A 14689-nucleotide genomic window follows, 5' to 3' on the forward strand; every position below is an offset into this window, starting at 1 on the left:
TGGTGGCTGAGGCTCTTCCGGCTCAAGAGGGAGACCTGCCTGGATACGCCTACGGTCTTGCCTCCCAGATTCCAGCAGTCTGAACAATCGTCTTCCTCCGCCTCCGATGATGAAGACAGCTGCCGTGATCATGAGCAAAACCACTAGGCCAATGGCCCCATAGGTTCCGGGATCGTCTGCGTTGGGCCTGAAGATCACAAGGACAAGGATCGATAGGAGCATGAGGATATTGCCGAAGTGAAACGGCCCGAACATAGCGAAGAATGCATCCCACGTGGCACGGCTTGACCGGCGTCTCATATAGCCTCCCTCCTGTTCCTGAGCCTCCTTGCGCACCTGGCAACGTAGAACTACGGATGTTCCTTGGCGAGCCATTCCCCGAAGTTCTTTGACACCACCGAGACCTCCTGCTCCCCTGCGAAATCATCGCGTCCACAGCGTGAGTCTACATTTCACCGACACGGCCTGGATGGAAGTGCCCGCCCGGGAACACATCAACGTCTGTTCGAAAAACAACCGGGCCGTTCCCGAAGTCCCATACATTGAACCCCAAACTCGTTTTCATCAGCTCGCAGCTGGTCCCGGGGAATCCCGTTTGAGGAACTGTAAACGGGAAACTCCCTCGCTTTCGCTGGCATCGAACCTACAAGTCCATGACCTTGGACTCACGACGGCGCTCTCCCTAGATTCAGGCAGGTCACTTACACAAGATCCAATCCACGGGGTAGTCGAGATGCTCGAGATGAGCTACCTGTCGAGCATCTCGAGTCCGTCACGATTTTCGATCTGTTCCTCAGAGACGGAGGCCGGTCTGAGAACGTCGTGGACACTTTCCACATCTGATGCGGCACGCCATCAGGGCGCGGACGGAGACGGACTAAAGATATTGGTCGAGTCGGGCCACAGCGGCACAGCGGCACAGCGGCACAGCGGCACAGCGGCACAGCGGCACAGCGGCACAGCGGCACAGCGGCACAGGCAAGTTTTGGTATCGCTCCGACGGTTGGCCGTGACTTTGATCCATTTAATTCGCATGGATGAATAAGACCTGTATTGGCGAAACTCCCGGCTGCCCTACGTGTTCGCACTCCGTCACTACCTGCCCTCCGGCCAGAGCGTTCACGTCGACTACTTGGAATAGCTGGGCAGTACCTGTCTTTGCCGAAAAGCCTCGCCCCCGGCCTTTCGGCACGCCTACGATTCCATGCATGACACCTAGCTATGGGGGCTTGGCGCTCGAAATTGTAGTACCGGTTTTCAACGAGGAAGCGGTACTCGAAAACAGCATCTCAAGGCTCGCCGAATATCTGACGCACGAAATGCCTTCGACGTGGAAAATAACCATCGCCGACAACGCAAGCACCGATCGGACTCCCGTGATTGCGGCTCGACTCAGCGAGCAATTGCCGAATGTCGAATATCGCCGTCTGGAAGTTAAGGGACGCGGGTTTGCGCTCCGGGATGCATGGGGCGCCTCCGAGGCAAGAGTCCTGGCCTACCTTGACGTAGACCTCTCCACCGACTTGGCCGCGCTCCCGCCGTTGGTCTCCCCCCTTTTGTCAGGGCATTCCGATATTTCCATCGGCACGCGTCTTGGCCAGAGTTCACGGGTGAGCCGAGGACCGAAGCGGGAATTCATTTCTCGTTCCTACAATTTCCTGCTTCGGCGGACAATGCAGGTACGTTTTTCCGATGCCCAATGTGGATTCAAAGCAATACGGGCAGATGTCGCTCAGCTTTTGCTTCCGCATGTGGAAGACAACGGATGGTTCTTCGACACTGAATTGCTGATCATCGCCGAACGTTCCGGGCTGCGTATTCACGAGATCCCTGTTGATTGGGTGGATGATCCCGACAGCCGCGTTGACATCAAGCAGACCGCGTACGATGACCTCCGCGGGATGGTCCGCGTAGCCAGTTCGCTGGTCAAGGGGTCAATTCCTGTCCAGGCGATTTATGCTGAGCTCGGCCGGCGGCCAATCGTGCCGCCTGGCCGTCCCAGCTTCTTCGGCCAGGTGGTCCGGTTTGGCCTCGTGGGCGTTGTGTCAACGCTCGCATTCGCTCTGCTCTATCTTGTGCTAGTAGGTCCCTTCGGCGCCCAACAAGCCAACTTCCTGGCCCTGCTCATGACCGCTATAGGCAACACTGCGGCCAACCGACGGTTCACGTTTGGCATCAGCGGACCGACAAAACTGTTTACACAGCAGTTCCAGGGGTTGATCGTGTTCTTGTTGGCTTGGGGAATCACGTCGTCGTCGCTCCTAGTACTTCATTCGGTCAGCCTGGACGCTTCGCCTAGCTCGGAGCTGCTCACCCTGACGGCGGCCAACGTTTTTGCAACTCTGATGCGGTTCGTGCTTCTCCGTATCTGGGTCTTCAGGGTCCGTCGCGGTGACCAACGCTCCGCGGTACTCACGCTGCGACCAATCAGCGACTCAGCGCTGTGAGGAGTCCCGCCATTCAGGCCTCTACTGGGACGACAGCTCAGAAAAAGACACGCCTCTCCCGCCAACAATCCTCTGTTTGGCGCCGGCTGCTGCTATCCCCCAGGCCGTTCCTGTGGTGGGAGCGGCCTGCGGTCCTCGGCCTACTCCTAGCGACCGCGGTCCTGTATACGTGGGGATTGGACATCAACGGCTGGGGGAATTCTTACTATTCGGCAGCCGCAATGGCCGGCGCCCAAGATTGGACTGCTTTCTTTTACGGGTCCTCTGATCCCGGAAACGCCATCACGGTGGATAAGCCGCCTCTAAGTCTCTGGGTCATGTCCATTTCGGTCCGGCTCTTCGGCCTCAACAGCTGGAGTTTGTTGGTCCCTCAAGCGTTCATGGGCATACTGACCGTGTTGATTTTCTACAAGACTGTCCGTAACCGATTCGGCGCCCCGACCGGGCTGCTCGCCGCCACGTTTATGGCGGTGACCCCGGTCAGCACTGTCATGTTTCGTTACAACAATCCGGATGCCCTACTGATCCTGCTCATGGTGGCCATTGCATTCTCCGCGCTTCGAGCCATTGACCACCATCAGCCGAAGTGGCTGGTTCTCGCCGGGGCCTTGGTCGGTGCGGGATTCCTGACCAAGCAACTTCAGATCGGCCTGATCCTACCGGCGCTGGTCCTGACCTACCTCGTTTTTGCCCCCTCGGCCTGGCCTAAACGGCTTCTTCACTTGACGGCGGCTGGCATCGCGGCGGTTGTCGTCAGCGGCTCGTGGCTCCTTGCTGTCCAATTGGTGAACCCGTCCGAACGTCCCTTCATCGGGGGGTCACGAAATAACAGCACAATTGAACTGGCGTTGGGTTACAACGGCTTGGGTCGACTAACGGGAGAAGACGCTTCTCGGACTCTTTCGGGTCCGACCGCCACGTTAGCCCAAAACCCTGACCCTGGCTTCCTCCGCTTCCTACAACCCCAATTCTCCGGACAGATGGGTTGGTTCATTCCGTTTGCTGTGGTGGGCATCGCCCTCACGCTGTGGTATCTAAGGAGACGCCCCCGTTTGGCGGCCAAGAACGCACTCCTCCTCTTCACGTCAGTTTGGTTTGTGTCTGCCACCACGGTTGTTGCCCACATGTCAGGCATTCTGCATCCGTACTATTCCTTGACCTCGGTGCCGCCAATGTGTTGTTTGGCGTCGATCGGCCTCGTGTATCTCGTGCGGCGCAGGGGGCGCATATCGATTCGGGCCGCCTTGTCTGGGACGCTGGCTGTGTCCCTGGTTGTCGCCTTTGTAACAACTGTCCGCTCCACATCAGAATTTCCTTTTCTCCCGTTCGTGATTGCAGGAGTTGGAGGGATCACGCTCGCTGCTCAGTTACTGCCTCCCCCTTCTCTCCTCGTGTCCCGGGCCGCCTCTTGGTCGTTGGTGGGAACCCTCCTTCTGGGGCCAACGCTGTGGTCGATCACCACTGCGGCAACGCCGCATGTAGGGGCCGGTGTAATCGCTGGCCCAAGCATTCTTGGCGTCCGGACCGACCACCCCGATAGGTACCAGCTATCCCCAGACCTCCCAGCGAGCGTAGCCGTGGTCATGTTTGGCGACAGTCCGTCGCCCAGCGTTGTGGAGCGAGTCAAGGAGGCTCACGAACCCGTCACCTGGGTCGCTGCGACAGTGGGGGCAGAAACCGCGGCCAACCTCCAACTAGCCAGCGGACGCGCTGTACTCCCTATCGGAGGCTTCGACGGCACCGATCCATACCCCACTCTGGATGACTTTCAGGGATGGGTCGAAGATGGTCGCGTAGGCGCATTGGTATTTAGGACCCTGCCTCCGCTCACGCTCGAAGGCCGAGGTGAGTCGGCCCGGATAGTCGCGTGGGTCAAGAGCCACTTTGTGGTCGAGACGGTCGAAGGTCATGAATACTATGACTTGACGCAGTGAAGTCATAGAAAAGCCTCGGAACCGAAGCAACTGCTGCCATGTAGGTGCTGGTCCGGCGGACATTGGGTGGAGTGTGCAGCGAGGAAGCGCGACTTCGGACAACGTCCGCGGGAGTTGCTGCAAGCGTTCTCGCTGGTAGGCCTGCCGCGTCGAATGCGAGCATGGGGTTGAGCGCTGGCCAGAGCGACGCCGACATTATGGCTGTGCCCGAAAACACAAAGGAGCCCGCCCCGCCAATGGCGGGACGGGCTTCTGTGTAAGCGGGTTTAGCGCTTGGAGTACTGCTGAGCCTTACGGGCCTTCTTGAGACCGGCCTTCTTACGCTCGATGACGCGTGCGTCACGGCGCAGGTAACCGGCCTTCTTCAGGGTGGCGCGGTTGTTCTCGGTGTCGATCTCATTCAGTGAACGGGCGATGCCGAGGCGCAGGGCACCGGCCTGGCCGGAGATGCCGCCGCCGTGGATGCGGGCGATGACATCGTAGGCGCCGTCAAGATCAAGAATCTTGAAGGGCTCGTTGACGTCCTGCTGGTGCAGCTTGTTCGGGAAGTAGTTGTCCAGCGCACGGCCGTTGATGGTCCACTTGCCGGTGCCGGGGACGATGCGCACGCGGGCAACAGCTTCCTTGCGGCGGCCAACTGCTGCGCCGGCAACGGTCAGTGCCGGGCGTTCCTTCTTCGGCGCTTCTGCTTCCGCAGGACCGCTCTCCGAGGTGTAGCTGGTCGGGTTTTCCTCAGCCACAACGGCCTCGGTGGTCTCTTCGTTCTGAGCCACGATTCTCCTTGTATAGATAAGTTGTTTGGTGGCCAGGACTACTGGGCGACCTGGGAAATTTCGAACGTCTTGGGCTGCTGGGCGGCGTGCGGGTGCTCTGCACCGCGGTACACCTTCAGCTTGCCCAGCTGCTGTGCAGCGAGGGAGTTCTTGGGGAGCATGCCCTTGATGGCCTTCTCAACGGCGCGGACCGGGTTGGACTCCAGGAGTTCCGCGTAGTTGACGGAGGTCAGGCCGCCCGGGTAACCGGAGTGGCGGTATGCGCGCTTCTGCTCCAGCTTGGCGCCGGTCAGGGCTACCTTCTCGGCGTTGATGATGATGACGAAATCGCCCATGTCCATGTGGGACGCAAAGGTGGCCTTGTGCTTGCCGCGCAGCAGGATTGCGGTCTGGCTCGCGAGACGACCAAGGACAACGTCTGTGGCGTCAATGACGTGCCACTGGCGGTTGATATCGCCGGGCTTCGGGGTGTACGTACGCACGGTTTTTGCCTCGTTCTTGTTCTGGCGTTCTTGTTTAGGCGTCACTCAAGCGTGTGCACCTACTATCTATGCGCTACCGGAACAGAGGTGAGGGCTCCATGTAACCAGTCATCCTGAAGTCCCGAATGTGCTCGTTGAGTAGTTATCCTGCAACCGGATTCTCAAGCGGGCACGCATCATCGAGAAAGGACACGCACAACGACTACCAATGTTAGCTTGAATCGGGCCTCAGGGTCAAAATGGGGTAGCCGGCCGCTCATCCATCAATCTGCCGGCCCGACGTAAGCAGGGGATGCAGTGACTTCTTGGGGTGAGGCTGGCTCGGCAGGACCGCTGTTCGTGGCCGTCATCGGTCTCCTAGGACTCATTCTGTCACCTCTGGCCGAGCTGGTCGTTGCCAGGCTCCTCCCCCGTCTTGGCGGATTGCCTAGTACGCGCTCCAGAATCGCGACGGCGATCCTCTCCTGTGTGGTGTGCGCCGCCTTTGCGTTTCGCTTTGGGCCGGATACCGCACTGGCGGCCTTTGTTCTTCTTGCCGTTTTAGGTGTGCAGCTGGCAAGAATTGATTTCTCGCTTCATTTGCTGCCGAACCCCGTGGTCGTCTTCTTGTTCTTGGGTGGCCTTTCCTTGTTCCTCGTATCGGTTCTTGCAGAATCGCAATGGGCTAGCCTCTTCCGAGCCTTGGCCGGAGCAGCAATCATGTTTGTCATCTACCTAATTTTGGGGTTAATTTCCCCCGGAGCGATCGGAATGGGCGACGTCAAGCTCGCGGGACCGGTCGGTCTCTACTTGGGGTACCTAGGTTGGACCCAACTGCTGTACGGCGGCCTGTTGGGGTTCGTACTGAACGGCGTTGTCACCTTGTTTGTAGTGCGCAGGAACCGTACTGAACGGGCCTCGGAAGTCGCCCACGGGCCCTCCATGCTGGCTGCAGCCGCGGGTGTGGCGCTCTTCATGCTCTAGCCCAAAAGCCCGTGCCATGAGTCAACCCTCCATGTTGCACCTGAGGGCAATCCAAGTAGTGGTCTCCTAAGGACACCTGTCGTGTGAGTACTCGTCCACGGTGGTTCGAGTACGCCTGCAAAACGTGCCTCAGAAAGTCGAGTACCACTACGCATTGTTGCCCCGGAACGCCGGTGCCAATCTCTTCTTAGCGAAGTCCAGCCGCTAAGAAATTATGGGGGCAGCTGGAAATTCGTTGAAAAAATATCCCAATCAATTTCATCGAATTAAGGAACTCAAAATGACTTCTCTCATGGTCTCAATGACTGCTTTCATCGCCGGCGTCAAGGATCGCTTCACTCGTGAGGAAAAGGGCGCCACCATGGTTGAGTACGGCATCATGGTCGCTTTTATCGCAGTCGTCGTGATGGCTGCAGTGATCGTGCTCGGCCCGCAGATCGCAGCCCTGTTCACTCGGGTATCCACGGCCCTCTAGGTGCCTTCGCCGGCGGTGGGCGACTCTCAATTGACGAACCGTCCGCCAGCCGGCCTAGGACCCTCCAGCGGTCCATATCCGATTCCTGTCTTAGTTACATGAAAGGAACACGACATGAACGCGTTCATCGCCACTATTAGCTCCATTTTTCACACCGCCAAAGCCCGGCTCACGTCCGACGAAAAGGGCGCAACCATGGTTGAGTACGGCATCATGGTTGCCTTCATTGCCGTCCTGGTCATGGCTGCAGTCCTTATTCTGGGCCCTCAGATCGCCGGTCTTTTCACTTCTGTTTCCAACGCCATATAGCACTTCGTCGGCTCTGGCGGTAGCCCACTACCGCCAGAGCCCCTCAAATTTAGCAATCGAAATCAACTGGACACCCTGGGGAGACCGTAATGAAGTCACGTAGGAAGGAAAGAGGCGCTGTAGCGGTTGAGATGGCGATTGTCCTCCCACTACTGCTGCTGATCCTCTTAGGAATCATAGAGTTCGGCCGCGTCTACAACGTCCAGGTCTCCCTCACCCAAGCGGCCCGTGAAGGAGCAAGGCATGCAGCCATTCACTACAACGACGCAAGCCTGGATGTAGAGGGAACGGCACTCGGAGCAGCGCCCACCCTCGCAGGCTTGGGCGTAACGGTCGCGGACAACGCAAGCGGCTGCCCCTCAAGTTCCGACGTGCAGGTATCTACCAACGTGACCTTGCCGTCACTCACCGGCTTTCTTGATGCCGGCTTCTTTGGTGCCCCTGGCATCTTCCCATTGACATTGACTGGAGTAGGGGTGATGAGATGCGGCGGCTGACCTGGCGATCTCACAGGAGTTCTTCAAGCAAGCTTCAAGACCCCCAGAAGGGCGCGGCAACCGTGATGGTCGCCGTGCTCATGGTGGCGCTCTTGGGCATGGCGGCCCTTGCTGTGGACGTGGGGGCAATGTACTCAGAAAGAGCGCAGCTGCAAAACGGTGCCGACTTTTCTGCCCTGGCGGTCGCCGAAGACTGTGCGAACGGGGACTGCGGCGATTTCATGGCAACAGGCAACGACTTGGCCAACGGTAACGCCAACGACAGTTCCAGCGGAATCGCAGCCATAACCTTCCCGGACGCCAACACGGTCCGCGTCGAAACGAACGCCCGTGAGGCAGGCTCCGGAGATGATCACTTTTCACTCTTCTTTGCCCGTGTCATGGGCATCGACACTGCGGATATCACCGCCGCCGCTGAAGCTTCCTGGGGCCCACCGAACGCTGGTTCCACGTTGCCATGGACAGTCAGTGAGTGCGTCTTTAGAAAGCAGCTCTCAGCGAGCCAGCTCGCAGAATTGGACTCCACGGGGGATTTCACTGGAGATCCCTCCGCAACTCACATTCTGCTGCGGTACGACGAAAACGCGCCAGTGGTCCCCGGGTGTGCCGCAGAAAACGGATACCGACCTGGCGGCTTCGGATGGTTGGAGGTTTCCCAAGGCTGTTCGGCGGACATTGACCTTGATTCCGATGTTAACGGTCAACCCGGAAATCACTTTCCCACGGAGCACGAGTGCGACGCCATCCTGGCCAACATCATGGAGCAGCCTGCGTTGATTCCACTCTTCGATTCCAATTCTGGCAACGGCAACAACACCGTCTATTCGCTGATAGGCTTCGCCGCTTTTCAAGTAACGGGTTACAAGTTTGGCGGCCCGTCAGTCACTCACGTCGACCCGGCCGCACCGAGCTGCACAGGTAACTGCCGAGGACTTCAGGGCTTTTTTGCCCGCTTCGTTTCGCTTGGGGAGTACTCCCTTTCGACCGGTGGCGGTCCCAACTATGGAGGCACCGTGGTGGCTCTCACGGAATAGCGGAATGTAGTTTCTCTCATCCATCACATCTATGAAGGAGTTACTGAAGTGAAATCACGCCTACTGGGAGGCTTAGCTGCATTGCTGTTGGCAGTCGTTGGAGCCATTCTCCTCTTTGTTTACGTACAAGGCGCGGCCGCCCGCGCCCAAGAAGGTCTTGAACCTGTAAACGTCCTCGTCGTTACGGAACGCGTTCCTCTTGGAACGAAAATCTCGGACCTCGCTGGCAAGGTCAAGACCGAGGCCCTGCCGAAATCGGCCGTGCCGGAAGGCGCTCTCGTAACGTTGGACGGCCAGGACGGGAAGGTCACCTCCGCTGGCCTTGAGCCAGGTGAGCAATTGCTGGCCGCGCGCCTCGTCGATCCCCGCGACCTGGTGCCGGGTACAGTGCCGGTGCCGGAAGGAATGGAAGAAGTTACTTTCCTGCTCGCTCCGGAACGTATCCTTGGCGGCAGAGTGGATGCTGGCGACACGGTCACTGTCTATTCATCGTTCGATAGCGGAGACCAGCCGTCCACAGGACTTCTTTTCCACGACGTCCTTGTCACAGCTGTACAAAAAGCGGCAACCGAGACGAAGAACAGCACCGGTTCAAGCTCCACGGAGAAGACCGTAGAGATGCCTAACGGTTCGGCCTTCATCACCGTCGCCAGGAGTGACGCAGATGCAGCAAAACTGGTCTTCGGAGCTGAATTCGGAACCCTCTGGCTCGCCAAGCAGACCGACACGACGGCGAAAACCGATCCTCCAGTCACCACCTTCGGAGGGCTGTACTGATGAGCCGCTTTGTGGCCATCACGGCTGTCCGCGATTTCGAGGGACGTGTCCGCCAGGCCATTACGGGGGCGCTCCACGGGGAGTTGCAGACCCTCTCTCCTGAAGTGTTGGCAGGCGGCCCTGACGATGTCTTCAAGCAACTCAACGGGGCACCCCCGGAGGTACTCATTCTGGGCCCGGGTGTAAGCCCTGACGATGCCCTGAAGCTGGCAACCGTCTTCGACCTCCAGTATCCCGAGATCAGCCTGCTACTCGTCGCAGAACCCAACCCCGAGCTCGTACTTAAGGCGATGCACTCGGGAATCCGAGACGTTGTCACCTCGGAGATCGGCGTAAACGAGCTTCGAGTCCTCCTGGAACGGGCCTGTCTTGCATCTGCCAGTCGGCGCCGTGGAATGGGTCCGGCGGCTGAAGGAGGCCATGATCGAGGAAGGGTCATCGCAGTGATGTCGCCAAAAGGAGGCGTCGGCAAGACCACCATCGCGACGAATCTGGCGATCGGTCTGGGCAAAGTTGCTCCCATGAGCGTGGTCATAGTCGATTTGGACCTGCAGTTCGGTGATGTAGCGTCGGGCCTGCTCCTTGAGCCCGAACACTCGATCACGGAGGCGGTTCACGGGGCAGCGTCACAGGACTCCATGGTCTTGAAGGCGTTCCTGACCGTCCATCCTGCCGGGATCTATGCATTGTGCGGACCGAGGACGCCAGCGGAATCGGACTACATTACGGCAGACCACGTCAGCCGGCTCTTAAATCAGCTTGCCAGCGAGTTCAAGTACGTAGTGGTTGACACGGCCCCGGGACTTGGCGAGCACTGCCTGGCCACTCTTGAACTGGCGACGGACGGGGTCTGGGTCTGCGGGATGGACGTGCCCAGTATCCGCGGCCTCCATAAGTGCTTTGCAGTCCTGAGAGAACTTCAGCTACTCCCCCAGGGCCGGCACACCGTCCTGAATTTTGCCGACCGCAAGAGTGGAATAACTGTGCAGGATGTTGAAGCAACAATTGGCGTGCCAATTGATGCAGTGATTCCCCGCTCCCGGTCGCTTCCGTTCTCAACCAATCGCGGCGTACCAATACTCCAGAGCTACTCCAGGGATTCAGCCTCCAAGGGCCTCAGGAAACTGGTAGATCGGTTTGATCCGGCCTGGGTTTCTTCCACGCATAACAAACTTCACCGACGGGTGGTTGTCTCGTGAAACTGTCAGATCGCCTTTCCAAGATAAGCAACAACAACGTTGAGGTGTCCACGCCGTCCGGACTCGAAACTGAGCCACCCGTAGCAGCTCCAGTCCCGTACTCGCCCCCGGCACCATCCTCGCCATCCCCGGTACTCGGAATGTTGTCGACGCCGACATCCTCCGGTGGGGGGAACCCAGCACCTGTTGTAGATGCCCTCGCTGGCCTCAAGCAACGGGCCGCACAGGCCCTGTTTGAGCGCATGGGCACCCGCTTCGGTGATGCGACGTCATCCGAGGATGGACTCCGAGCCAAGGCGGTGGAGGAACTTTCAACAGTCATCGACCAGGAACAAGTTCCGCTGTCTCCTGAAGAGCGGCGGCGGCTGATCCGTGAGATTGCGGACGAGGTGATGGGCTACGGCCCCCTGCAGCGGATGCTGGAAGATCCGTCCATCACCGAAATCATGGTCAACCGATTCGACCAGATCTATGTCGAACGTCAAGGGCACCTCACATTGACTGGCTCGCGGTTCAGTTCCGATGACCACCTCAGGACCGTCATCGAACGGATAGTGTCGCGGGTCGGGCGTCGAATCGACGAAAGTTCGCCCCTGGTTGATGCCCGGCTTGAGGATGGGTCCCGCGTCAACGCAATAATCCCGCCACTCGCAGTCAACGGGCCGTCCCTCACCATCCGGAAGTTCAGTCACGTGCCGTTGACGGTCCAGAACCTGATCGATTGGGGATCCATTACACCGGATATGGCAGAGTTGCTCAGCGCGTGCGTACGGGCGCGTCTGAATATCATCGTCTCGGGCGGAACAGGCACGGGAAAAACTACGCTGCTCAATGTGCTGTCCTCGTTCATCCCTGAGGATGACCGCATCGTGACCATAGAAGATGCTGTCGAGTTGCAGCTGCAGCAGGAGCACGTGGTCCGTCTGGAAAGCCGTCCGCCGAACATTGAGGGCAAGGGCGCAGTCGGCATCCGCGATCTAGTGCGTAACTCTCTTCGTATGCGCCCGGACCGCATTATCGTCGGTGAAGTTCGTGGCGGTGAATCGCTGGACATGCTTCAGGCTATGAACACCGGTCACGACGGCTCATTGTCGACCGTCCATGCTAACTCTCCCCGGGATGCGATCGCCCGCTTGGAGACCCTGGTGCTGATGGCGGGGATGGACCTGCCCCTGCGAGCCATTCGGGAACAAGTGTCATCGGCTGTGGACCTGATTGTTCAAGTCACCCGCCTGCGGGATGGGTCCAGGCGCGTCACTCATGTGACCGAGGTCCAGGGGATGGAAGGCGAGATCGTCACCTTGCAGGATGCCTTCCTCTTCGACTATTCCGCTGGAATGGACGCACAAGGGCGCTTCCTCGGGAAACCAGTTCCCACCGGCATACGCCCGCGATTCCTGGACCGATTCTCTGAGCTTGGGATTGGGGTTTCTCCTGCGGTATTTGGAGCTGCAGTGGCACCTATAGGGAGGCGATAGGCGTGGATAGGCCCATCGTTTTCGTCGTAGCTGTTGCGCTTTGCCTCATCGCCCTGGTTCTGGTGATCTTCGTCGTATTCAAGCCCCGGTACGGATCAATCCCCGCGGACCGCAGGCGCCCGAGTAAGCAGCCAGACCAGTCCACCGTGTCAAGGATGTCCCAGTCTGCTGTTACGGCAGTGGAAGGTGTGATCGGTGATTCAGGAGGTCCGTACAACCGGGAAGTACTCTACAACGCGGGCGTGAAGATGGCGCCCGCTGACTTCACCGTGGTCGTGGCCGTGGCCTCGATCCTGGTGGCAGCCTTCGGAGCGTTGGTAACACATCCCATTCTCGGCGTCTTGCTGGGCGTCGCGACGCCATTCCTGGCAAAGGTCGGACTCACGGTCCTCAGGGACAAACGACGGGCCAAGTTTGAAACTCAGCTCACCGACACGATCCAAATGCTCATTGGTGGTTTGCGTGTTGGACATAGCGTCCTGCGCTCCGTCGAGGCCGCTGCCCAAGAAGCTGACGCACCCACTTCGGAGGAATTCCTACGTATTGTCAACGAAACCCGGATCGGCAAGGACGCCCGTCAGGCGTTCGACGATGTGGCTGATCGCATGGATAGCGAGGATTTCCGGTGGATCGCACAGGCGATTCAGATCAACCGCGAAGTCGGCGGCGATCTGGCAGAAGTACTCGAGCAGGTTGCCGGAACCATACGGGAACGCACTGAGATCAAGGGCCAGATTCGCTCCTTGAGCGCAGAAGGAAAGATGTCCGCTTATGTCCTGATGGCCATGCCAGTTGGAGTGGCCGTCATACTCGCCTTCATCAACCCCGGATACCTGAATGTATTCGTTGAGCATCCTATCGGCCTGGTGATGCTTGTGGGGGGCCTGCTGATGTTCGCGGTTGGCGGCTTCTGGATGAGCCGCGTCGTCAAGATCAAGTTCTAGGGGGACCAAATGACACCGATAGCCTGGCTTCTTATTTCACTCGTCGTATTGCCTTCGTCTTATCTCATATGGGCGCTCGTCAGTTCGGACCGGAAAGCAATGCTTGCCGTTCAAGGCAACCTGTCACAGGGTTTTAGCCAGGAAGGCAGCGTGTCCGCGCAGCGCGCCCCGGTTCTGTTGGATCTTTCCAAAAGACTGACGCCGGCGGGCTACGAGGCCAAGCTCGACCGCTGGCTGTCGCTGGCAGGGCGACCTACCTCCATGCCGCTGGACAGGTTAGTGATTGCAAAACCTTTGCTAGCGCTGACGGGAGCAGCCTTCGGACTGCTGCTGTACTCAAAGGCCCCCACGCCGCAGAACATCGGTTTGGGGCTCTTCCTGACGGCGTTCTTCTACTTCGTGCCGGACTTGTTAATCTACAACAAAGGCATAAAGCGCCAAAGGGATATTGAACAGGAACTTCCTAACACCCTCGACCAGATGCTCATTTCGGTAGAGGCCGGGCTGGGCTTCGAAGCTGCCATGGCAAGGGCAGGCGGCTACGGGGGTGGGGCTCTGGCGCAGGAACTCATGCGCACGCTGCAGGACATTCAGGTAGGACGCCCACGCCAGGAGTCTTACGAGGCGATGGCGGCTCGTTCTTCCGTTCAGGATCTCCGAAGCTTCGTGAGAGCAGTGGTACAGGCGGACAAGTACGGGATCGGCATAGCCAGAGTTCTGCGGACTCAGGCCAAGCAGGCGAGGGTTAAGCGCCGTCAGCGAGCTGAAGAGAAGGCGATGAAATTGCCAGTCAAGGTACTCTTTCCACTCCTCCTCTGCATCTTCCCGGTCCTGTTCATCGTTCTCTTGGGACCGGCAGCGATAAAGATCATCGAAGCCTTCAGCTAAGACGCTCCGCGCCATCCGGCGCCCAAATACCGGACCCTCTCGGAACCCAGAACCGAGGGGGTCCGTTTTGTGTGCCTGGGCAATCACTGTTTCGCAGCGCCAACACAGGATTTCCGAAGGCAAAGCGCAGGAAGCGCGCAGCGAAGGAAGTCTTGGCACAGGATGTTGCAAGTTCTCATCAACGTCGCATCAAGAGTTGCTAGTTTCGTGCTTGAGCTGGTGCAGGACCAGCCACCCAAAACTCGCTCAGGAGTCCTCATGCTTTCTCTCTACACGAACCTTGCAGTCCGCCTCCAGCGCAACGAAAAGGGCGCCACCGCCGTCGAATACGGCATCATGGTCGGCCTCATCGCTGTTGTCATCATCGTCGCCGTGACCCTTCTCGGAACCACGCTGCAAGACATGTTTGTCCAGGTCCAGTGCTCGATCAGCAGCGGCACATACACCGCCGGTGCAGCCGGCGCCGCGGGCACCTGCGCACCGTAAGGC

At 58.8% G+C, this 14689-nt stretch carries 15 protein-coding genes; 13 read left to right on the forward strand and 2 right to left on the reverse strand.

The window, feature by feature from the left end:
- Positions 1-1208 precede the first annotated feature (1208 nt).
- The gene (locus CXR02_RS14225) at positions 1209-2447 is read left to right on the forward strand and encodes a bifunctional glycosyltransferase family 2/GtrA family protein (protein ID WP_104062601.1); all 1239 of its coding nucleotides are present in this window, start codon (positions 1209-1211) and stop codon (positions 2445-2447) included.
- 176 nt (positions 2448-2623) lie between these two features.
- Positions 2624-4381, forward strand: a complete 1758-nt coding sequence (locus tag CXR02_RS14230; RefSeq protein WP_146072555.1) for a glycosyltransferase family 39 protein — start codon at positions 2624-2626, stop codon at positions 4379-4381.
- A gap of 266 nt (positions 4382-4647) precedes the next feature.
- Here CXR02_RS14230 and rpsI read toward each other — a convergent pair whose 3' ends face one another.
- Positions 4648-5154, reverse strand: a complete 507-nt coding sequence (rpsI, locus tag CXR02_RS14235; RefSeq protein ID WP_056344277.1) for a 30S ribosomal protein S9 — start codon at positions 5152-5154, stop codon at positions 4648-4650.
- 38 nt (positions 5155-5192) lie between these two features.
- Positions 5193-5636 carry a 50S ribosomal protein L13 gene (gene rplM / locus CXR02_RS14240; RefSeq protein WP_058931751.1) on the reverse strand — a complete coding sequence of 148 codons (444 nt, stop codon included), beginning with the start codon at positions 5634-5636 and terminating at the stop codon, positions 5193-5195.
- A 339-nt stretch (positions 5637-5975) separates the two neighbouring features.
- Here rplM and CXR02_RS14245 point away from each other — a divergent pair, with 339 nt between their 5' ends.
- The 11 genes from CXR02_RS14245 (at position 5976) to CXR02_RS14295 (ending at position 14686) form a co-directional block, all read left to right on the forward strand.
- Entirely contained in the window at positions 5976-6599 is a 624-nt protein-coding gene (locus CXR02_RS14245; protein WP_258060973.1) for a prepilin peptidase, read from the forward strand.
- Between the two features lie 280 nt (positions 6600-6879).
- Positions 6880-7074 (forward strand): Flp family type IVb pilin, encoded by a 195-nt coding sequence (locus tag CXR02_RS14250; RefSeq protein WP_258060974.1) that lies wholly within the window; start codon positions 6880-6882, stop codon positions 7072-7074.
- A 114-nt stretch (positions 7075-7188) separates the two neighbouring features.
- Entirely contained in the window at positions 7189-7383 is a 195-nt protein-coding gene (locus CXR02_RS14255) for a Flp family type IVb pilin (protein WP_104062605.1), read from the forward strand.
- An 89-nt stretch (positions 7384-7472) separates the two neighbouring features.
- Positions 7473-7880, forward strand: coding sequence for a TadE/TadG family type IV pilus assembly protein (locus CXR02_RS14260; RefSeq protein ID WP_104062606.1), 408 nt, complete (start codon positions 7473-7475; stop codon positions 7878-7880).
- 62 nt (positions 7881-7942) lie between these two features.
- Positions 7943-8914 (forward strand): Tad domain-containing protein, encoded by a 972-nt coding sequence (locus tag CXR02_RS14265; RefSeq protein ID WP_258060975.1) that lies wholly within the window; start codon positions 7943-7945, stop codon positions 8912-8914.
- A gap of 48 nt (positions 8915-8962) precedes the next feature.
- Positions 8963-9691, forward strand: a complete 729-nt coding sequence (locus CXR02_RS14270; protein WP_104062608.1) for a Flp pilus assembly protein CpaB — start codon at positions 8963-8965, stop codon at positions 9689-9691.
- A complete protein-coding gene (locus CXR02_RS14275) occupies positions 9691-10890 on the forward strand; it encodes an AAA family ATPase (protein WP_104062609.1) in 1200 nt (399 codons plus the stop codon). Before CXR02_RS14270 ends, CXR02_RS14275 begins: the two co-directional genes overlap by 1 nt.
- A 140-nt stretch (positions 10891-11030) precedes the next feature.
- The gene (locus tag CXR02_RS14280; RefSeq protein WP_258060976.1) at positions 11031-12368 is read left to right on the forward strand and encodes a CpaF family protein; all 1338 of its coding nucleotides are present in this window, start codon (positions 11031-11033) and stop codon (positions 12366-12368) included.
- 155 nt (positions 12369-12523) lie between these two features.
- Positions 12524-13312: a type II secretion system F family protein gene (locus CXR02_RS14285; RefSeq protein WP_258060977.1), complete on the forward strand. Its 789-nt coding sequence runs from the start codon at positions 12524-12526 to the stop codon at positions 13310-13312.
- Between the two features lie 9 nt (positions 13313-13321).
- Entirely contained in the window at positions 13322-14200 is an 879-nt protein-coding gene (locus tag CXR02_RS14290) for a type II secretion system F family protein (RefSeq protein WP_104062612.1), read from the forward strand.
- Positions 14201-14458: 258 nt separating this feature from the next.
- Positions 14459-14686 (forward strand): Flp family type IVb pilin, encoded by a 228-nt coding sequence (locus CXR02_RS14295; RefSeq protein WP_104062613.1) that lies wholly within the window; start codon positions 14459-14461, stop codon positions 14684-14686.
- Positions 14687-14689: the final 3 nt, after the last annotated feature.

The sequence above is a fragment of the Arthrobacter sp. 4R501 genome, from assembly GCF_002929755.1.
Classification (GTDB): domain Bacteria; phylum Actinomycetota; class Actinomycetes; order Actinomycetales; family Micrococcaceae; genus Arthrobacter.